Source organism: Cellulomonas uda (assembly GCF_006538705.1).
GTDB lineage: Bacteria > Actinomycetota > Actinomycetes > Actinomycetales > Cellulomonadaceae > Cellulomonas > Cellulomonas uda.
Window position 1 is genome coordinate 32,738 of the sequence record NZ_BJLP01000020.1, and the last position, 18,822, is coordinate 51,559.

The following is an 18,822-nucleotide window of genomic DNA, read 5'->3' on the forward strand; positions in this document are numbered from 1 at the left end:
TCCACCTGAAGGCACCTACCGTGGCCTTCAGCAGCGAGCAAACGAGGTGCTGGTGACCACCACGACGTCGCGTCCGGAGTCCGGCGAGCAGACCGCTCCCGACCCGACCGCGCGCCGCCGTACGGCCGGGCACATCCGCGGCCTGGACGGGCTGCGGGCGATCGCCGTGCTCGCCGTGATCGCCTACCACCTGTGGCCCGCGGCGGTGCCCGGCGGGTTCCTCGGCGTCGACGTCTTCTTCGTGGTCAGCGGGTTCCTCATCACCACGCTGCTGCTGCGGCGCATGGGCGGCGGCGGTGGGCTCGCGCTGCGGGACTTCTGGGTGCGCCGGGCCCGACGCCTGCTGCCCGCGCTCGCGCTCGTCCTGGTGGTCGGGACGCTCGCCGCGCGCCTCGTCGAGCCGGACCTGCTCGTGGGTGTGCGACGCCAGTGGCTCGGCGCGTGGACGTTCTCCACCAACTGGCTCGAGATCGCGGCGGGGTCGAGCTACTTCGACGCGACGCAGCCCGAGCTGTTCCAGCCGTTCTGGTCGCTCGCCATCGAGGAGCAGTTCTACGTCCTGTGGCCGCTCGTGCTCGCCGGCCTCGTGCTGGCCGCCGGCGCCCTGCACCGGCACGGCGGGCGCAGCATCGCGATCGCGGTCGGCGCTGCCGCCGTGGTCTCCGGCGTCCTCATGGCCGTGATGTACACGCCGGGGGACGACCCGACGCGCGTCTACTACGGCACCCCGACGCACGCCTTCGGCCTCCTCGCCGGGGCGGCGCTCGCGATCGCGGTGACCGGGCGGCCCGCAGCCGCGCCCGCCGGCGCGTCGCGGAGCGACGTCCGGGCGCTGACCCGCGCGCTGCCCGTCGTCGGGCTGCTGGTCCTCGCGGCGCTGGTCGCGCTGCTGCGCGACGACTCCTCGTTCACGTACCGGGGCGGAATCGTGCTCGGGTCGCTCGCCGCGCTCGCGCTCGTCGCGGGCTGCGCGTCCGAGCAGCCCGGTGCGCTGCTGAAGGTGCTCGAGCTGCGGCCCGTCGTGTGGGTCGGGGACCGCTCGTACGGGCTGTACCTGTGGCACTGGCCCGTGATCCTCGTCGTGGGCGCGGCCTTCGGGGACGCGCCGGGCTCTCCGCTGTGGTGGCGCGTCCCGGTCGTCGCGCTCGCGCTGTCGTTCGCGCTCGCGCACCTGAGCCACCGGTTCGTCGAGATGCCGGTGCGGCGCGACGGCTTCCGGGCTGTCGCGGCTCGTGCGGCGGCGGCGCTGCGGGGTCCACGGCCGGGCGCGCGGCTCGCCGGCGTGCTCGCCACCGTGCTCGTGCTCGGCGCGGTCGTGTCGGTCGCGACCGCTCCGGCCGTGACCTCGACGCAGCGGGCGATCGAGGCGGCCCAGCGCGAGATCGACCGGCGCGCCCAGGAGCAGGCCGGTGACGGCACGACGGGCGGGGACGAGAAGGGCACGGACTCGACGGGCACGGACCCGAAGAGCACGGATCCGAAGGACACGGACCCGAAGGGCACGGACCCGAAGGGCGCCGACGGGCAGGACCCGGACGCGAAGGACCCGGACGCGCAGGACCCGGACGCGACGGATCCCGACGGGGAGCAGGGCGGCGACGACGAGGCCGCCGGCCCCGGCCGTGATGCGCAAGGGGCGATCGACGGGTCGGGCGTCGTCGGGTTCGGCGACTCGGTGCTGTCCGGCGCGGCGCCCGCGCTGTTCGACGCGTTCCCGAAGATCGCGATCGACGCCAAGCCGATCCGCAAGTGGCTCGACGCCCCGGCCATCGTGCGTGACGCCAAGGACGCGGGCGGTCTGCGCCCGGTCGTGGTCCTCAACTTCGGGACCAACGGCGGCTTCAAGTTCGACGGCTCGCGCGAGGCGTTCGAGGAGACGCTCGACATCATCGGGCCGGAGCGCCAGGTGCTCGTGCTCACCGTCGTCGGGATCAGCTACTGGGTCGACGACGCGAACGCCGAGCTCACCGAGATCGCGAAGAGCCGGCCGAACGTGCACGTGGTGGACTGGCACGCGTACGTCGCGAAGCACCCGGGCCTGCTGCACTCGGACAAGACGCACCCGAACATGGAGGGCATCGTCGCGTTCGCGGACCTGCTGCGCGAGGCGCTCGAGAAGCTCGACTCCTGACGCCCCTCGGGCAGTCAGGCGGCCGCCGCCCACGCCGCGGTGACCGCGTCGCGGACCGCGTCGTCGGTCAGGCCGAGGGCGCCGAGCGCGGCGTGCGCGCCCGTCTCGTCGAGCCGGACCGCCGCCAGGAGCAGGTGGCCGGTGTCGATGCTCCGGCGCCGGCTGCGCACGGCCTCGCGCAGAGCGACCTCGAGGAGCTTCTTGGCGTCCGGGGTGAAGGTCCTCGGGGAGGTCGGCGGGCCGGCGTCGAGAGCGCCGGGGCCGAAGGTCGACTCGACCTGCTCGCGGATCGCGGCCAGGTCGACGCCGATCGACGCGAGCGCCTCGTCGTCGAGCCCTTCGCGCGCGCGGACCGCGGCGGCGACGTCGTCGGGCTGGACGCCGAGCGACGCGAGCGCGCGCCGCGCGGCGCCGTCGGTCCGCACGGCCGCGAGCAGGACGTGGTCGGCGTCGATGCGCTCTGCCCCGAGCGCGCCGGCCTCGTCCTGGGCCAGGGTGACCGCGGCGCGGGCGTCGCGGGTGAACCTCTCGAACATCAGGGCACCACCTTCCCGTACTTCTTGTGGACGGCCTGGCGCGTCACGCCCAGGCAGTCGGCGATCTGCTGCCAGGACCAGCCCCGGCGGCGGGCGCGCTCGACCTGGAGGGCCTCGAGCCGGTCCGCGAGGGTGCGCAGCGAGCGCACGGCCCGCAGGCCCTCGGCGGGCTCGGCGGCGCCTGCCGCGGTGAGCAACGAGTCGTTCCCGGTCATGGCGTCAACATAGGTTGACGGTCATCGGGATGTCAACATCGGTTGACATCCGGCGCGGCGGCCCGCATCGCCCTACCGTGTCCCGGTGAGCATGGGCGGGCCGGGCGGCCGAGGACGAGGAGCGGGTCGACCGCTCGACGAGGCGGCGCAGCGCCGCCTCAACGCGCAGGCGCCTCGCGTGCCGCAGCTGCGCCGCCGCGTGGTCGCGCTGTTCCGGCCCTACCGCGGGCGCATCGCCGTGACGGGCGTCATCGTCGTGGTCGCCGCGGGGATCGCCGTCGTCCCGCCGCTCGTCGTGCAGCGGATCTTCGACGACGCCCTCTTCCCGCTCGACGGCGGGCCGCCCGACCTGCCGCTCCTGGTACGCCTCGTCGTCCTCATGGTCACGCTGTTCCTCGCGTCCGCCGCGCTCACCGTCGCGCAGACCTGGCTCACCTCGACCGTCGGCAACCGCGTGACGGGCGACCTGCGCGTGCGCCTCTTCGAGCACCTGCAGTCGATGGAGCTCGGCTTCTTCACCCGCACCAAGACGGGCGTCATCCAGTCCCGGCTGCAGAACGACGTCGGCGGCGTCGCGGGCGTCCTGACCAACACCGTCACCACGATCCTCGGCAACGCGGTCACGGTGGTCGCCTCGCTCGTCGCGATGGTGCTCATCGACTGGCGTCTCACGCTCGTCGCTGTGGTCCTCATGCCCGGCCTCGTCGTCGTGCAACGGCGCGTCGGCCAGGTGCGGGCACGCATCGCCGGCGAGACCCAGGAGTCGCTGTCGGAGCTCACGTCGATCACGCAGGAGACGCTCAGCGTGAGCGGCGTGCTGCTGTCCAAGTCGTTCAACCGCCAGCAGTCCGAGTCCGCGCGGTACCGGGCGGAGAACGACAACCAGGTGCGCCTGCAGGTACGGCGCGCCATGAGCGGGCAGGGGTTCTTCGCGGTCGTGCAGGTGCTCATGGCGAGCGTCCCCGCGGTGGTCTACCTGGTGTCCGGACTGCTGATGCGCGACCCGGCCGGCCAGACCATCACCGCCGGCACCGTCGTCGCGTTCACGACCGTCCAGGCGCGACTGCTCGGGCCGCTGCTCGGCCTCATGCGTGTCGCGCTCGACGTGCAGACCTCCGGCGCCCTGTTCGCGCGGATCTTCGAGTACCTCGACCTGCGGCCCGCCATCCGCGACGAGCCCGGGGCGATCGACGTCGAGCAGGCGCCCGGACCCCTCGGCCGCGTCGAGTTCCGCGACGTCGTGTTCCGCTACCCCGACTCCGCACCCGGCTCGCGCGCCACGCTCCAGGGCGTGAGCTTCGTCGCCGAGCCGGGGCAGCACGTCGCGTTCGTCGGCCCGTCCGGCGCGGGCAAGACGACCGTGCTGTACCTCGCGCCCCGCCTCTACGAGGCGTCGGAGGGTGCCGTGCTGTTCGCCGGGCAGGACGTGCGTGAGCTCACGCAGCGCTCGATCATCGCGTCGGTCGGCATCGTCTCGCAGGAGACGTACCTGTTCCACGCGACCATCCGCGAGAACCTCGCGTACGCGAAGCCCGGCGCGAGCGACGAGGAGATCGAGGCCGCCTGCCGCGCCGCGAACGTCCACCACGTCATCGCGGGGTTCGAGAAGGGCTACGACACCGTCGTCGGGGAACGCGGCTACCGACTGTCCGGCGGCGAGAAGCAGCGCATCGCGATCGCCCGCGTGCTGCTCAAGGACCCGCCCGTCCTCCTGCTCGACGAGGCGACCTCCGCCCTCGACACCGTCTCGGAGCGGGTCGTGCAGGAGGCGCTCGACGCCGCGGCGCACGGGCGGACCACCCTGACCATCGCGCACCGGCTGTCGACGGTGCTCGACGCCGACGTCATCCACGTGGTCGACGCCGGCCGCATCGTCGAGTCCGGGACCCACCCCGAGCTCGTCGCCGCGGGCGGGTTGTACGCCGAGCTGGCCGCGCAGCAGCTCGCGACCTCCCGGGTGCTCGCGAGCGAGCCCCACGAGCCGCCCGCAGACCACCCGTCGCGCCGCGCCGACCGCGCCCCCGACGAGGTCCCGGCCGACGTGCCCGACGCCCTCGCCGACGTGCCCGACGCCCTCGACGACGAGGCCGACGGCGTGCCCGGCGCCGCGAGAGGACGGGTCACGCCGTCGCCGACGGCCAGTGACCGTGCGGGAACGTCGACGACTGACCCGTCGCGTTGGTGACGTGGACCGTCGCCGCCGCCGCGGCACCCTGGACCGCCATGAGCCCGGCGACCGCCGCGACGACCATGCCGCTCGTGACCGCCGCCTCCTCGACGACGAGCAGCACCCCCGCCCACGAGAACACCGCCGAGCCGAACGCGGCGATCGCGACCGCGAGGGCGGTCACGACCTTCGCGACGATCACCCCGAGCGCGACGTAGAACGCCAGCCCCGCGGCGGCGCACGTGGTCAAGGACGTGGCCACGGCCGTCGCGACGGCGTGCACCTGAGCCGCGGCCGGAGCCTGCCCCGCGACCGCCGCGCGGTACGCGGTCGCCGCCGCGCCCTCCCACGCGCGCGTCGCGTGCAGCGCGGACGGCTGGAGCTCACCGGCCACGCGCGAGGCCGGCGCGCCGACGTGCGTGACCCAGTCGTGCGCGCGCACGAAGAACAGCACCGGCGCGGCGGCGCCCGTGAGCAGCTCGCCGACGCGCGCGGCGAGGTCGCGGCCGAGGGCCACGAGCCGGTCCGTGCACGAGCGCACCGCGTCGGCCAGCCACCCCGGCACCCATGCGTGACCCACGGCCTGCGACGCCGCGCGAGGGAGCTCCGTGAGCTGCCCGGACAGCGTGCGCACGCCGGCGCGCAGGCTCTCGACGGTCGCCTCGTAGGTGGCGGGGCTGAAGTCGGCGTGCCCGACGGTGGTGACGCTGGCTGGGGTCATGGCGGTGTCCTCGCGGTGTCGGCGGTGCTGGCGGCAGAGCGGTGCTGGCGGCAGAGCGGTGCTGGCGGCAGAGCGGCGGTGCGGGGCGTGGTCGAGCGTGGCGGTGTCGATCAGGGGTGCGGGTGCGCGGCAGGGACCGGAGGCTCAGAACGTCCCGGTCACGCGGTCGGCGACGGCCGCGTCCCGGCGCTCGTACGCCTCGGCGACGGTCCGCAGGGCGGCAGCGACGTCGTTCATGGCCGCGCCGCCTTCCGTGCAGCGCGCGACGACGTGGTCGACCGCGTCGGCGTGCGCATCGCGCATGAGCGCGAACACCCCGCTCTCCAGGGTCGACAGGCGCAGCCGCCCGGCGGCCTGCGCGACCTGGCGGATCCCGGCCGCCTGCTCGTCCCAGGTGACGGCCTCGCGACGTAGGGCCGCGAGGACGACGTCCACGTCGGCGCTCACGTGCGGTCGCCGGCCGACGCCGGGTCTGCGGTCAGCGCCCGCAGGTGCGCGAGCACCTCGGCGAGCAGCGCGTCGCTCACGGCGGGCGCCTGCGCGGCGAGCCGGTGCTGGAGGTCCGTGACGGCGGCGCGCACCGCTCCGGTGAGCAGCCGGGACAGCTGGGTGCCGCTCGTGCGCGCCACGCGTGGCCCGCGCAGCGTGACGCCGACGATCCCGCCGCGCACCACGCGGACCTCGATCTCGTGGTCGAGCGCGCTGCCGGTGCCGACCGCCGCCGCGTCATCGGCCTGCGACGCCGCCGACAGCGACGTGATCGCGATCTCCGCGAGCTCGTCGAGCGGGCGTGGGGTGCCCGCGGGGGCGGGGCTCGCCACGGGCGCGCTCGCCACGGGCGCGCTCGGCGCGCGCCGGCGCCGGTCGGCGTCGTCGGTCAGGGAGGCCCACGCCCGCTCGTCGAGCGTCCGGGCGGCCGTGCGGGCGGCGTCGAGCACCGCGGCGGCGAGGTCGTCGGCGGCGGCGTGGCGCTCCCAGCCGTCGACGACCTGGACGGCCGCGGGGGAGCCGTGCGCGTCGAGGGTGACCCGGGCGAGCCGGCGGCCGTCCCACGCGGTGGTCGTCTCACGACCCGACGACGTCTCGCGGCCCGGCTCCGCCTCGTGACCCGGCTCCGCCTCGTCGCCCGCCGGTGCCCACGCGCCGGGTGCGTGGGGATGGTCCCGGTGGGTGCTCTGGTGGGGCATCGGTGCTCTCCTCGCCGTCGTCGTGCGCGCGGGCTGGCGTGCGCACGGGTCGTGCACGTGCAGGTGCTGGTCGTGACGTCCGCGGGTCGCCGACGGCGCGTCAGGAACGGACACTAGAGGGCGATACGGACATCGCGCAGGTCTTCGGCCGGGGTTGTGGACGTGCGGGCGACACCCCGCCGCACGCGCGGGTGCGGCGGGTCCGGTGTCTCGATGTGAAGAGGTCCACATCTCTCGACATGAAGAGATCTGGGCGCGACGGTCTAGCATCGACCCGGCGCACACGGCCGCACCGAGGCCGCCGTCGCGCGGTCGACGAGAGGAACTGGACCACAGTGGACCTGTTCGAGTACCAGGCACGGGACATCTTCGAGAAGCACGGCGTACCGGTGCTCGGCGGCATCGTCGCCACCACGCCGGACGACGCCCGCGCTGCGGCGACGACGCTGCTCGGCGACCAGCCGGGCGTGGTCGTGGTCAAGGCGCAGGTCAAGACGGGCGGTCGCGGCAAGGCCGGCGGCGTCAAGCTCGCACGCTCGGCCGACGAGGCCGCGGAGCGGGCCGGCGAGATCCTCGGCATGGACATCAAGGGCCACACGGTCCACCGCGTGATGATCGCGGCGGGAGCGCGGATCGCGCAGGAGTTCTACTTCTCGCTGCTGTTGGACCGTGCCGAGCGTCGCTACCTGGCGATGTGCTCGGTCGAGGGCGGCATGGAGATCGAGCAGCTCGCGGTCGAGCGCCCGGAGGCGCTGGCGAAGGTCGCGGTCGACCCGCGCGTCGGCATCGACGCGGCGAAGGCCGACGAGATCGTCGCCGCGGCCGGCTTCGACGCGAGCATCGCCGGCAAGGTCGCCGACGTCCTGCAGAAGCTGTGGCTCGTCTACCGCGACGAGGACGCCACGCTCGTCGAGGTCAACCCGCTGGTCCTCACCGAGGACGGCGAGGTCGTCGCGCTCGACGGCAAGGTCTCGCTCGACGCGAACGCGGACTTCCGGCACGCGGACCACGCGGAGCTCGAGGACAAGGCCGCGGCGGACCCGCTCGAGGCCCGCGCCAAGGCCAAGGACCTCAACTACGTCAAGCTCGACGGCGAGGTCGGCATCATCGGCAACGGCGCGGGGCTCGTCATGAGCACGCTCGACGTCGTCGCGTACGCCGGTGAGAAGCACGGCGCGGTGAAGCCCGCGAACTTCCTCGACATCGGCGGTGGCGCCTCGGCCGAGGTCATGGCCGCGGGGCTCGACATCATCCTCACCGACCCGCAGGTCAAGTCGGTGTTCGTCAACGTCTTCGGCGGCATCACCGCGTGCGACGCGGTCGCGAACGGCATCGTCGCCGCGCTGGAGATCCTGGGCGACGAGGCGAGCAAGCCGCTGGTCGTGCGCCTCGACGGCAACAACGTCGAGGAGGGCCGCCGCATCCTCGCGGAGGCGAACCACCCGCTGGTCACGCTCGCCGACACCATGGACGGCGGGGCCGACAAGGCCGCCGAGCTCGCGAACGCCTGAGACGACGAGAGAGAACAACTGACATGGCGATCTTCCTCACCGAGGCCTCCAAGGTCATCGTCCAGGGCATGACCGGCTCCGAGGGCACCAAGCACACGACGCGCATGCTCGCCTCGGGCACGGCCGTCGTCGGCGGCGTGAACCCGCGCAAGGCCGGCACGAGCGTGTCCTTCCCGCAGGGCGACGGCACGGTCGACGTGCCCGTCTTCGGCTCCGTCGCCGAGGCCGTCGCGGCCACGGGCGCCGACGTCTCCGTGATCTTCGTCCCGCCGGCCCACACCAAGGGCGCCGTGGTCGAGGCCGTCGACGCGGGCGTCCCACTCGTCGTCATCATCACCGAGGGCGTGCCGGTCGCGGACACCGCGGAGTTCTTCGCGTACGCGCAGGACAAGGGCGTGCGGCTGATCGGCCCGAACTGCCCCGGCCTCATCAGCCCCGGGAAGTCGAACGTCGGGATCATCCCGGCCGACATCACGGGCCCCGGGCGCATCGGCCTGGTGTCGAAGTCGGGCACGCTGACGTACCAGATGATGTACGAGCTGCGGGACCTCGGCTTCTCGTCGGCCGTGGGCATCGGCGGCGACCCGATCATCGGCACCACGCACATCGACGCGCTCGCGGCGTTCGAGGCCGACCCGGACACGGACGTCATCGTGATGATCGGTGAGATCGGCGGCGACGCCGAGGAGCGTGCCGCGGCGTTCATCCAGGAGCACGTCACCAAGCCGGTCGTCGGCTACGTCGCGGGCTTCACCGCACCCGAGGGCAAGACGATGGGCCACGCCGGCGCGATCGTCTCGGGCTCGTCGGGCACCGCACAGGCCAAGAAGGAGGCCCTGGAGGCCGCGGGCGTGAAGGTCGGCAAGACGCCGTCCGAGACCGCCGCGCTCGCCAGGGAGCTGCTCTCGCGCTGAACCTGATCCCTCGGCGCAGGACGACGCCCCGCACGGCACCATCCGTGCGGGGCGTCGTCGTTCCCGGGGCAGTCGGACCGGATGCGGGGACTCGCCGGGCGGCGTGCACGGATCCCCGGCGCCGGGCGGTGACGATGGGGCGGTGAGTGCCCCGACCGGATCGCGCCGCCGCACGAGACCCGCCCCCGGGGCGTCGACGCGGCCCGACGAGCGACGCCCGCCCGTGGCGCCCGGCCGGCTCGGGACGGGCAACGGCCGCTCGTCGGCGTTCTTCGTGAGCGCCCTCGACGGGTCGCCGCACTGGCTGGCGGGTGCGCTCGCCGCGCTGCAGGGCGCGCTGCTGTCGTTCCTCGTCGTCGTGCTGCCCGCGGTCGCGGCGTACGTCGCCACGTCGGCCGACCCGGCGAACGAGGGCGTCGAGTGGTTCCGCTCGGTCACCGTCGGCGCGAGCATCTGGCTCGCGGGGCACGGCGTCCCGGCGGACGTCGGTGGCGTGCCGATCACCCTGGTGCCCCTGGGGGTCACGCTGCTGGCGCTGTTCACCGGCTGGGCGTCCGCGCGGCGCTCGGGCGTCGCGGACCGCACCGCCCTGCTGGGTGGCACGCTCGCGTACGCCGGGCTCGTGGCGGTGCTGGCGCTGGCGACGGCGGGCCCGGTGGCGGCGCTCCGCGGCCTCGCGGGCGGGGCGCTCGTGGGTGGGGCCGGGGTCGCCGCGGGGCTGCTGGCGCGCCCCGAGGCGCCGACGTGGCGTGAGGTCACCCGGCCCTGGCACGGGCGGCTGCCCGTCGTGGTCGCGGTCGGCGTCGAGGCCGCGACGGTCGCGGCCGCAGCCGTCGTCGTGGTCGGCGCGGTCGTCGCGACGAGCTGGGTGCTCGCGGGCCGGACGACGGTCGTCGCGATCGCGGAGGGTCTCGACCTGGACACGCTCGGGGGAGCGGTGCTCGCGCTCGCCGAGCTCGCGTTCGCGCCGGTGCTCGTCGTGTGGGCCGTGGCGTGGGCCGCCGGGCCGGGCTTCTGGGTGGGCGAGGGGACGCACTTCGCGACCGACGCGGTGACGGGCGGCACGCTGCCGGCGGTGCCGATGCTCGGGGCCCTGCCGGGGGCGGACGTCGTGGGCGGGCCCTCGCTGCTCGCGCCGGCGCTGCTGGTCGGCTGCGGGGCGCTCGCGGGCTGGTACCTGCACCGGGGGCTGCGCGCGCGCGACGGCCTGCGCGCCTGGAGCACGGGCGTGGCGTGCGTGGTGTGCGCGGTGGGTGCGGGCCTCGTCGCCGGGCTGCTGGTGCTCGCGGGGTCGGGCGGGGTCGGCCCGGGTCGCATGGCGCAGGTCGGGGCGTCGGCCGTGACCGTCGGCGGTGCGGTCGCGCTCGAGGTCCTGTTCGGTGCGGTGCTCGTCGCGCTGCCCTCCGACGAGCGGCTGCGCCGGGCGTGCGCGGCGGGGCTCGTCGGCGCGTGGGCGCGGCTGCGCGGCGCACGCTGAACCACCCGCGCTGAACCACCCGCGCTGAACCACCCGCGCTGAACGACACCAGCGCGCTGCACCACGCCACGGGTGCGGCGGGTCCGTCAGCGGCCGGTGCGCTCCTCGAGCCAGTCCTGGACGGACCGCTCGAACGTCGCCTCGCACTCGTGCCGCGCGCTCACGGTCAACGCACCCGCGAGGCACTCCTGCCGGTCGAGGTAGAGCGGCCACATGAGCGTCATCCCGGCCGACACGACCAGCCAGAACGCCGTCAGTCCCGTGCCGCCCGCGAGCAGCCCGATCATCGCGCCGCGCACGTGCCCCCGGACGGCACGCACGAGCGCACGGATGCCGACGACGAGCGCGATCGCACCGAACACGAGGCTCGCGCCCTGCCACGGGACGGGGAATGTACCCGTGAGCAGCGTCGCGAGCATGAGCACGGCGAACGTGCGTGTCCGCCGGGCGACGTCCACCACGACCGCGGGGTCCGGGGGCGGGGTGTGCCGCGGCGGCGGCGCGACGGGCTGCTGCGCGGGCGGCACGCCCCAGCCCGGCTCGGGGCCACGCTGGTGCTCGCGCGGCGGCGTGCGGCGCTCCGGGGCGTCCGCACCGGGGCGGTCGTCGGGCGGCGCGTAGGGGTTGCTCACCCCGGCATTCTCACCCACGGCACCCACCCGTGACCGCGCGGGACGCGAGGGGTGGGCCGGACCGTGACCTCTTCGACCGGAGCAGGTGGCGGGCTAGACTGACCCCGGCCGTGACTGGCGAGGGTGGGAGCGACCACCGGGGAGCGGCCGAACGTCCCTGCAGCGCACCGCCCGCCTGGGTGCCTGGGTCCCGTGCGAAGCCGACCCAGGAGTGTGCCCCATGAGCGCCGTCCCGCCCGTCCCCGCCACGACCGCCGACCTGGCGTCCGACGTCACGCGCCGCCCGGTCCGCCGTGCCCTGGTCTCCGTCTACGACAAGACGGGTCTCGTCGAGCTCGCCACGGCGCTGCACGCCGCGGGCGTCGAGCTGGTCTCGACGGGTTCGACCGCGTCGACCATCGCCGGCGCGGGTGTGCCCGTGACGCGCGTCGAGGAGCTCACCGGGTTCCCCGAGTGCCTCGACGGGCGCGTCAAGACGCTGCACCCGCGCGTGCACGCCGGGATCCTCGCGGACACGCGCCGGCCCGAGCACCTCGCGCAGCTCGACGAGCTGGGCGTCGCGGCGTTCGAGCTCGTCGTCGTCAACCTCTACCCGTTCACGCAGACGGTCGCGTCGGGTGCCGCGCCCGACGAGTGCGTCGAGCAGATCGACATCGGCGGGCCGTCGATGGTCCGCGCGGCCGCGAAGAACCACCCGAGCGTCGCGGTCGTCGTCGACCCGGCCCGGTACGACGAGGTCGGCGCCGCCCTCGCCGCCGGTGGCTTCACGCTCGCGCAGCGCCGCGCGCTCGCCGCGCAGGCGTTCGCGCACACCGCCGCGTACGACACGGCGGTCGCGGGCTGGTTCGCGAACGCCTACGCACCCGACGAGACCGCCGACGAGTCGGGCTTCGGCGCGGTCGTCGGGGCGCAGTGGACGCGCGGGGAGGTGCTGCGCTACGGCGAGAACCCGCACCAGTCGGCGGCGCTGTACCTGTCCGACGAGGGGCGCGCGGGCCGCGGCCTGGCGGGCGCGACGCAGCTGCACGGCAAGGCCATGAGCTACAACAACTACGTCGACGCGGACGCCGCGTGGCGCGCGGCGCACGACCACGGCGACGCGCCGACGGTCGCGATCATCAAGCACGCCAACCCGTGCGGCATCGCGGTCGGCACCGACGTGGCGGACGCGCACGCGAAGGCCCACGCGTGCGACCCGGTCTCCGCGTTCGGCGGCGTGATCGCGACGAACCAGCGGGTCACGCTCGCGGCGGCCGAGCAGATCGCGCCGGTGTTCACCGAGGTCGTCGTCGCCCCCGGGTTCGACGACGACGCGCTCGCGCTGCTCACGCAGAAGAAGAACATCCGCCTGCTCGTGGTGGACGGCCCGCCGTCGTCCGTCGTCGAGCTGCGCGCGGTCTCGGGCGGGCTGCTGCTGCAGCACGTGGACCGCATCGACGCGGCGGGCGACGACCCGGCGTCGTGGACGCTCGCGGCCGGGGACGCGGCCGACGAGGCCACGCTCGCCGACCTGGCGTTCGCGTGGCGTGCGGTGCGCGCGGTGAAGTCGAACGCGATCCTGCTCGCGCAGGACGGCGCGTCGGTCGGCGTCGGCATGGGCCAGGTCAACCGCGTCGACTCGTGCCGCCTCGCGGTCGAGCGCGCGAACACGGGCGACACCCCGCGCGCCCGGGGGGCCGTCGCGGCCTCCGACGCGTTCTTCCCGTTCGCGGACGGGCTGCAGGTGCTGCTCGACGCGGGTGTGCGCGCGGTCGTCCAGCCGGGTGGCTCGGTGCGCGACGAGGAGGTCGTCGCGGCGGCGCAGGCCGCGGGCGTCACGCTCTACCTCACGGGGACGCGCCACTTCGCGCACTGACCCGCCGGCCTCGGACGGCCCTCGGCGCCTCGGCGCACGGGGGCCATCCGCGTTCGCGTTCCTGCCGTCGGTCAGGGGCGCAGCGGGCGGTCCGGGTCGGCAGCGAGCGGTCGTGCGAGCTCGGGGAGCGTCGCCGACGTGAACAGCCGGCGTGCGGCACCGACGTCACGCGGCCGGTCGACCGTCAGCACCCCGCTGATCGTGTCGCCGCCCGGCCGGTACCAGAGCGCGGTCCACCCGCCGTCCGCGGCGGGGTCGCCGCGCAGCACCACGTCGTCCTCGGCGGACGGCTGGCCGAACAGCGTGAGGTCGTGCCCGAGCTGCGTCGAGAACACGTACGGCGCGCGGTCGCCGCGTCCCGCCGCGGCCGCGTCGCCCTCGAGCAGGTCCGCGACGAGCTCGGCCGGGTCGCGCAGCGCACCGTCCCAGTGGCCGCCGGGCACCCAGCCGTGCCGCCGCGAGCGGCGCAGCGTGACGTCACCGACCGCGCGCACGTGGCGGCCCGGCGCACCCAGCACCGCGAACCCCTCGTCGACGCGCAGCGCCCCGTCCGCCTCGCGCGGGAGCGCGTCGCCGAGCCAGGCCGTCGCGGGGCGGGCGCCCACGGCGGCGAGCACCACGTCCGCGGGCAGGTGCGTGCCGTCGGACAGCCGCACCCCGCGGGCGTCCACCTGCGCGACCGTCCGGCCGGTCAGCAGCCGCACGCCGTGCTCGCCGTACCAGGGCACGGTCAGCGCGCCTACGCGCGCCCCGAGTGCACCCGCGAGAGGCGCGGCCGCCGCCTCCACGACCGTGACGTCCACCCCCGCGCGCGCCGCGACGCCCGCGACCTCGGCCCCGATCCAGCCGGCACCCACGACGACGAGCCGGTCCCCGGGCCGCAGCGCCGTGCGCAGCTCCTGCGCGTCCGCCCAGGTGTGCAGCGTGCGGGCGCCCACCCACGCGCCCGGCAGGACCGCGTGGGCACCGGTCGCGACGACGAGCGCGTCGGAGGTGAGGTCGCCCGCGTCGGTGTGCACCGTGACCGCGTCGGGCGTCACGACGAGCCCGCGGGCCGGCCGTGCGAGGTGGACCGCGTCGGCCTGCGACGTGATGTCGGTGCCGACCTCGTCCGCGAGCCACGCGGGGCTCACGTGGTCCAGGAGGTGCTTGGACAAGGGAGGTCGGTCGTACGGGGCGACGCCCTCGGCCCCGAGCACCGTGACGTGACCGGAGTAGCCGACCTCGCGCAGTGCGGCGACGGTCTGCGTCGCGGCCAGCCCCGCGCCCACGACGAGCACGGACGCGGGCCTGCGCGTGGGCCCGTGCGGCGGGCCGCCCGCGTCACTCGTCGTGCGTGTGCGCGGTCGCTCGGGCGTCAGGCTCACCCGGCAACGGTAGTCTCACCCGTCGGGAGGCGGGATGGTTCACGAGCGCGTGCACGGTCAGTCGGCACGGACGACGACGCACGGCACCCCGCTGCCGGGCGCACCGGCCGGGTGGTCGGCGGGTCCGGCGACCCCGGCACCCGAGGCGCGGGCGGGCGGGCACGAGCCCGCGCCGCCTCCGCAGCACGCGCGACCCGCGTCGGCGAGGTCGTCGGCGGCGTCCCCCGTGCCCGCGGCCGGGCCCGCGAAGCGGCCTGCGCCCGCGAGCACTCCCGCGAGCACTCTTTCGAGCACACCCGGGGGCGTCCCCGAGGACGTGCCGCCCGCCGAGCGCCCGCTCGACCCCCGCGCCATCGCGCGCGCCTCGCTCGAGGCGTCGCGCAACGCGTCGTTGTGGTGGACGGCGGCGGGCGTGGCGCTCGCGTGCCTCGTCGCACTCGTGGCCGGGACCCCCGCGGGGGCGTGGACGCTGTCCGCGCTGCTCGCGGCCGGTGCCGGGGTCCGTGCGGTGCGCCCCGAGCCCGGCCCGGTCGCGTGGGCCGTGCGCTCGCGCGCGCTGGACGTCACGGTCCTGTGCTTCCTCGCGGTCTCGATCGCGGTGCTCGCCGCGATCCTCCCGACACCCGAGAGCTGACACGACCGAGCACCCGGCGCTGAGGGCGATCAAGAACACTCGGGCGCATGACCCGTGATCGACATCGCGGTCCTGTCCTGCCCGGCTCTGCGAGTCCCGTCCTCGTCGTACTCGACGCGAGTCGCCTCGAAGTGCGCGTCGTCGCTCAGCGTCCGCATCGGCTGGACGATCTGCCACAGCTCGCCGGGCCCGATCACGCCCTCGTCGAGGTCGACCCGATGTGACCACGCCTGTGCCGACCACTCGTCTCCCGGTGCTGGAGGAATGTCGCCGGCAACGGTGTACCACCGTCCACCTTCCTGGACCAGGAAGGGAGCGTCGAACTCGAGGTCGACCGCGCCGACCGCCTGGACGCTGACGATCCTGATCGGGGACGTCCCGGTGTTCTTGACCCACACCGCGCTCAAGGCGCGTGTGCTGCGTACGCCGGGATCGGCACAGTTCAGCTCCTCACCACCCGGGCCGACGGTCAAGGAGCCGGCGGGCAGGTTCGAGTCGGCAGCGCAGGCCGCGCTCGCGCCCGCGAGACCAAGGGTCAGAAGGGCGAGCGCCAGGGTACGTCGACCGGGCGTCATGGCCTGGCGACCAGACGCCCGGGTGCTCGGCTGCTCGGGAGCACGCACGATCGCGGTCAGGGCTGCCACCCCGACAAGCGCACGACATCGCACCGCATCCGCATCCACCCCCTGCTCATAGCCACGCGCTGCGCGCGGCGAGGAGGCAAGTCGAGCATCCCGCCGCTCGTGGTGGGCGGAGTTCGGCACAGGCTGCTGGACCGGGCGCGTGATGTGCGTCACGCGCCCGGTCGTCGCGGACGTCGGGGGCGGCATCTCACGCCGTGGGCGGGTGCGGGCCCTTCGATGTCGGATCAGCGCTGCTGCTCCTCCACGACGACGACGTCCTCGCCGGTCACGTACACGTCGTCCTCCTCGAGGAGGTTGTCCTCGAGCGGGGGCTCCGCGGCGAACGCGCGGTACACGATGCCCGCGAGCGCGGCGCCGACGAGCGGCGCGACCCAGAAGACCCACAGCTGCTTCCACGCCCACGACTCGGAGAAGATCGCGGCGGCCGTGGCACGCGCGGGGTTCAGCGCACCGTTGGTGAGCGGGATGGTGATGAGCAGGCCGACGGCGAGCGTGAGGCCGATCGCGAACGGCGCGACGCGCGTGTTGGCGCGGCGGTCGGTCGAGCCGAGGATCACGGCGACGAAGATGCCCGTGACGACGAGCTCGATGACGAGCGCGGTGAACAGCGTCGTCTCCGCCTGGCCGCCCGAGGCGGTGCTCAGCGCGGTGTGCTCGCCGTAGCCGTTGGCGACACCGGAGAAGAACGCGCGCGCCGACTCGGACTGCACGAGGTTCGGCAGGCCGGACGGGATCGCGATGAACGCGACCGCGGCGCCGAGCGCGCCGCCGACGAGCTGCGCGAGCCAGTAGGGGAGCACGTCCTTCCAGGACGTACGGCCGCCGAGCGCGGCGCCGAGCGTCACGGCCGGGTTGAAGTGGCCACCCGAGACGTGGCCGAACGCGGCGGCACCGGCGGCGAGCGCGAGGCCGAACGCGAGGGCGACGCCGAGCGCACCGGACCCACCGCCGAAGATGGCGAAGTTCGACGACGAGAACAGCGCGACCCCGAGGCCGGCGAGCACGAGCAGGAACGTGCCGAGCACCTCGGCCCCGAGCCGCGCGGTCAGGCTCGGGCCGTCGACGATGACGGTGCCGGCGGGCACGACGTACGCGTCGTACTCGGTGGTGTCGGCCTCAGGACCGGGCGTGGGCTCGGGCGTGGGCTCCGGGGCGGGCTCGACGACCGGCTCGACGACGGGCTCGGCGACCGGCTCGACGACGGGCTCGGAGGTGGCCGCGGTCGGCTCGGCGGGCGTCGGCTCGGAGGGCTGGGCGCCCTTCGGCTCGGTCGCGCCGGCGGTGGGGTCCTGGGACATGGCGGTCCGTTCGGTAGGTTCGAGTGGTTCGCGGGCCAATATGCCAGTCCTGGCCGTGCACCGCGGCTGGTGGCGAGCACCAAAATCGGTGCTGCGCGTGGTTCGGCGCGGGTGTGGCGCGCGGGTGGGTGCGCGGCGTCGTCGGACGTGACCAGGCTCGCGTCGGCGGCCCGGCCGAGATCTCTCGATGTCGAGTAATCTTGGGTCGGCCCAGTTCCCAGCAAGGAGTCCCGCATGGCGAAGATCAAGGTCGTCGGCCCGGTCGTCGAGCTCGACGGCGACGAGATGACGCGCATCATCTGGCAGTTCATCAAGGACCGCCTGATCCACCCGTACCTCGACATCGACCTGCGGTACTACGACCTGTCGATCGAGAACCGTGACGCGACCGACGACCAGGTGACGGTCGACGCGGCCCACGCGATCAAGGAGCACGGCGTCGGCGTCAAGTGCGCGACGATCACGCCGGACGAGGCGCGCGTCGAGGAGTTCGGCCTCAAGAAGATGTGGCTGTCCCCGAACGGCACGATCCGCAACATCCTGGGCGGCGTCGTGTTCCGCGAGCCGATCATCATCAGCAACATCCCGCGGCTGGTCCCGGGCTGGAACAAGCCGATCATCATCGGTCGCCACGCCCACGGCGACCAGTACAAGGCGACGAACTTCAAGGTCCCCGGCGCCGGCACCCTCACGCTGACCTTCACGCCGGCCGACGGCTCCGAGGAGATCAAGCAGACGGTCGTCACCTACCCGGAGGCGGGCGGCGTGGCGATGGGCATGTACAACTTCAACGAGTCGATCCGCGACTTCGCGCGCGCCTCGTTCGCGTACGGGCTGCAGCGCGGCTACCCGGTGTACCTCTCGACGAAGAACACGATCCTCAAGGCGTACGACGGTGCGTTCAAGGACATCTTCCAGGAGGTGTTCGACACCGAGTTCAAGGAGCAGTTCGACGCCGCGGGCCTGACGTACGAGCACCGCCTGATCGACGACATGGTCGCCGCCGCGATGAAGTGGGAGGGCGGCTACGTCTGGGCGTGCAAGAACTACGACGGTGACGTGCAGTCCGACACGGTCGCGCAGGGCTTCGGCTCGCTGGGCCTGATGACGTCGGTCCTCATGACGCCGGACGGCAAGACCGTCGAGGCCGAGGCGGCGCACGGCACGGTAACGCGTCACTACCGCCAGCACCAGCAGGGCAAGCCGACGTCGACGAACCCGATCGCGTCGATCTTCGCGTGGACGGGCGGTCTGAAGCACCGCGGCAAGCTGGACGGCACGCCCGAGGTCACGACGTTCGCGGAGACGCTCGAGGACGTCGTCATCACGACGGTCGAGAGCGGCAAGATGACGAAGGACCTCGCGCTGCTCATCGGCCCGGACCAGCCGTGGCTGACGACGGAGGAGTTCCTCGCGGCTCTCGACGAGAACCTGGCGGCGCGCCTGGGCTGAGCCCGCGCGTCCCTCGAACGGCGTCCACCCTCCGGGGTGGGCGCCGTTCGTCGTCCTCCGTCGTCCTCCGCCGTCCGTCGT

The 18,822-nt window shown here is 74.5% G+C and carries 17 protein-coding genes and 1 riboswitch; of the genes, 8 read left to right on the forward strand and 9 right to left on the reverse strand.

Going from position 1 to position 18,822, the window contains the following annotated elements:
* Window positions 1-52: 52 nt before the first annotated feature.
* The gene (locus CUD01_RS07455; RefSeq protein ID WP_244937702.1) at window positions 53-2,131 is read left to right on the forward strand and encodes an acyltransferase family protein; all 2,079 of its coding nucleotides are present in this window, start codon (window positions 53-55) and stop codon (window positions 2,129-2,131) included.
* A gap of 14 nt (window positions 2,132-2,145) precedes the next feature.
* Here the strand turns inward: CUD01_RS07455 and CUD01_RS07460 are convergent, their stop codons facing one another.
* Both CUD01_RS07460 and CUD01_RS07465 read right to left on the reverse strand, forming a co-directional pair.
* Window positions 2,146-2,667, reverse strand: a complete 522-nt coding sequence (locus CUD01_RS07460) for a Clp protease N-terminal domain-containing protein (RefSeq protein ID WP_141319947.1) — start codon at window positions 2,665-2,667, stop codon at window positions 2,146-2,148.
* Complete coding sequence (locus CUD01_RS07465) at window positions 2,667-2,882, reverse strand: helix-turn-helix domain-containing protein (protein WP_141319949.1); 216 nt, start codon at window positions 2,880-2,882, stop codon at window positions 2,667-2,669. Before CUD01_RS07465 ends, CUD01_RS07460 begins: the two co-directional genes overlap by 1 nt.
* Before the next feature lie 91 nt (window positions 2,883-2,973).
* Between CUD01_RS07465 and CUD01_RS07470 the strand changes: the two genes are divergently transcribed.
* Window positions 2,974-5,067, forward strand: coding sequence for an ABC transporter ATP-binding protein (locus CUD01_RS07470; RefSeq protein WP_141319986.1), 2,094 nt, complete (start codon window positions 2,974-2,976; stop codon window positions 5,065-5,067).
* On the opposite strand, the gene CUD01_RS16500 is transcribed toward CUD01_RS07470, so the two are convergent.
* The 3 genes from CUD01_RS16500 to CUD01_RS07485 form a co-directional block, all read right to left on the reverse strand.
* Window positions 5,003-5,770 (reverse strand): hypothetical protein, encoded by a 768-nt coding sequence (locus tag CUD01_RS16500; RefSeq protein ID WP_166771952.1) that lies wholly within the window; start codon window positions 5,768-5,770, stop codon window positions 5,003-5,005. The two genes, CUD01_RS07470 and CUD01_RS16500, sit on opposite strands and share 65 nt — an antisense overlap.
* A gap of 144 nt (window positions 5,771-5,914) precedes the next feature.
* Window positions 5,915-6,217 carry a type VII secretion target gene (locus CUD01_RS07480; protein WP_141319951.1) on the reverse strand — a complete coding sequence of 101 codons (303 nt, stop codon included), beginning with the start codon at window positions 6,215-6,217 and terminating at the stop codon, window positions 5,915-5,917.
* The gene (locus CUD01_RS07485) at window positions 6,214-6,957 is read right to left on the reverse strand and encodes a hypothetical protein (protein WP_141319953.1); all 744 of its coding nucleotides are present in this window, start codon (window positions 6,955-6,957) and stop codon (window positions 6,214-6,216) included. The genes CUD01_RS07480 and CUD01_RS07485 overlap by 4 nt, the downstream gene beginning before the upstream one ends.
* Window positions 6,958-7,292: 335 nt before the next feature.
* Here CUD01_RS07485 and sucC point away from each other — a divergent pair, with 335 nt between their 5' ends.
* The 3 genes from sucC (at window position 7,293) to CUD01_RS07500 (ending at window position 10,859) form a co-directional block, all read left to right on the forward strand.
* A complete protein-coding gene (gene sucC / locus CUD01_RS07490) occupies window positions 7,293-8,468 on the forward strand; it encodes an ADP-forming succinate--CoA ligase subunit beta (protein ID WP_141319955.1) in 1,176 nt (391 codons plus the stop codon).
* 23 nt (window positions 8,469-8,491) lie between these two features.
* The gene (sucD, locus tag CUD01_RS07495; RefSeq protein ID WP_141319957.1) at window positions 8,492-9,382 is read left to right on the forward strand and encodes a succinate--CoA ligase subunit alpha; all 891 of its coding nucleotides are present in this window, start codon (window positions 8,492-8,494) and stop codon (window positions 9,380-9,382) included.
* A gap of 142 nt (window positions 9,383-9,524) precedes the next feature.
* Entirely contained in the window at window positions 9,525-10,859 is a 1,335-nt protein-coding gene (locus CUD01_RS07500; protein WP_208404920.1) for a cell division protein PerM, read from the forward strand.
* Between the two features lie 86 nt (window positions 10,860-10,945).
* Here the strand turns inward: CUD01_RS07500 and CUD01_RS07505 are convergent, their stop codons facing one another.
* Window positions 10,946-11,491 (reverse strand): hypothetical protein, encoded by a 546-nt coding sequence (locus CUD01_RS07505; protein WP_141319961.1) that lies wholly within the window; start codon window positions 11,489-11,491, stop codon window positions 10,946-10,948.
* A gap of 100 nt (window positions 11,492-11,591) precedes the next feature.
* A riboswitch (ZMP/ZTP riboswitch) is annotated at window positions 11,592-11,679 on the forward strand.
* 32 nt (window positions 11,680-11,711) lie between these two features.
* Between CUD01_RS07505 and purH the strand changes: the two genes are divergently transcribed.
* The gene (purH, locus tag CUD01_RS07510; RefSeq protein WP_141319963.1) at window positions 11,712-13,346 is read left to right on the forward strand and encodes a bifunctional phosphoribosylaminoimidazolecarboxamide formyltransferase/IMP cyclohydrolase; all 1,635 of its coding nucleotides are present in this window, start codon (window positions 11,712-11,714) and stop codon (window positions 13,344-13,346) included.
* A 71-nt stretch (window positions 13,347-13,417) separates the two neighbouring features.
* Here purH and CUD01_RS07515 read toward each other — a convergent pair whose 3' ends face one another.
* Window positions 13,418-14,713, reverse strand: a complete 1,296-nt coding sequence (locus CUD01_RS07515; RefSeq protein ID WP_244937703.1) for an NAD(P)/FAD-dependent oxidoreductase — start codon at window positions 14,711-14,713, stop codon at window positions 13,418-13,420.
* Window positions 14,714-14,747: 34 nt separating this feature from the next.
* Between CUD01_RS07515 and CUD01_RS16505 the strand changes: the two genes are divergently transcribed.
* On the forward strand, window positions 14,748-15,347 hold the full coding sequence (locus CUD01_RS16505; protein WP_166771953.1) for a DUF3017 domain-containing protein: 600 nt from the start codon (window positions 14,748-14,750) through the stop codon (window positions 15,345-15,347).
* Between the two features lie 29 nt (window positions 15,348-15,376).
* Here the strand turns inward: CUD01_RS16505 and CUD01_RS07525 are convergent, their stop codons facing one another.
* Entirely contained in the window at window positions 15,377-16,144 is a 768-nt protein-coding gene (locus CUD01_RS07525) for a hypothetical protein (protein WP_141319965.1), read from the reverse strand.
* Window positions 16,145-16,215: 71 nt separating this feature from the next.
* The gene (locus CUD01_RS07530; RefSeq protein WP_141319967.1) at window positions 16,216-17,289 is read right to left on the reverse strand and encodes an MIP family channel protein; all 1,074 of its coding nucleotides are present in this window, start codon (window positions 17,287-17,289) and stop codon (window positions 16,216-16,218) included.
* 234 nt (window positions 17,290-17,523) lie between these two features.
* Between CUD01_RS07530 and CUD01_RS07535 the strand changes: the two genes are divergently transcribed.
* On the forward strand, window positions 17,524-18,741 hold the full coding sequence (locus CUD01_RS07535; protein ID WP_141319969.1) for an NADP-dependent isocitrate dehydrogenase: 1,218 nt from the start codon (window positions 17,524-17,526) through the stop codon (window positions 18,739-18,741).
* Window positions 18,742-18,822 lie beyond the last annotated feature (81 nt).

What these genes read in the sequence shown, in the direction of transcription:
- CUD01_RS07460 (WP_141319947.1), bottom strand. Translation starts at nt 2,667, where the DNA reads ATGTTCGAGAGGTTCACCCGCGACGCCCGCGCCGCGGTCACCCTGGCC.
- CUD01_RS07465 (WP_141319949.1), bottom strand. Translation starts at nt 2,882, where the DNA reads ATGACCGGGAACGACTCGTTGCTCACCGCGGCAGGCGCCGCCGAGCCC.
- CUD01_RS07470 (WP_141319986.1), top strand. Translation starts at nt 2,974, where the DNA reads ATGGGCGGGCCGGGCGGCCGAGGACGAGGAGCGGGTCGACCGCTCGAC.
- CUD01_RS16500 (WP_166771952.1), bottom strand. Translation starts at nt 5,770, where the DNA reads ATGACCCCAGCCAGCGTCACCACCGTCGGGCACGCCGACTTCAGCCCC.
- CUD01_RS07485 (WP_141319953.1), bottom strand. Translation starts at nt 6,957, where the DNA reads ATGCCCCACCAGAGCACCCACCGGGACCATCCCCACGCACCCGGCGCG.
- sucD (WP_141319957.1), top strand. Translation starts at nt 8,492, where the DNA reads ATGGCGATCTTCCTCACCGAGGCCTCCAAGGTCATCGTCCAGGGCATG.
- purH (WP_141319963.1), top strand. Translation starts at nt 11,712, where the DNA reads ATGAGCGCCGTCCCGCCCGTCCCCGCCACGACCGCCGACCTGGCGTCC.
- CUD01_RS16505 (WP_166771953.1), top strand. Translation starts at nt 14,748, where the DNA reads ATGGTTCACGAGCGCGTGCACGGTCAGTCGGCACGGACGACGACGCAC.
- CUD01_RS07530 (WP_141319967.1), bottom strand. Translation starts at nt 17,289, where the DNA reads ATGTCCCAGGACCCCACCGCCGGCGCGACCGAGCCGAAGGGCGCCCAG.
- CUD01_RS07535 (WP_141319969.1), top strand. Translation starts at nt 17,524, where the DNA reads ATGGCGAAGATCAAGGTCGTCGGCCCGGTCGTCGAGCTCGACGGCGAC.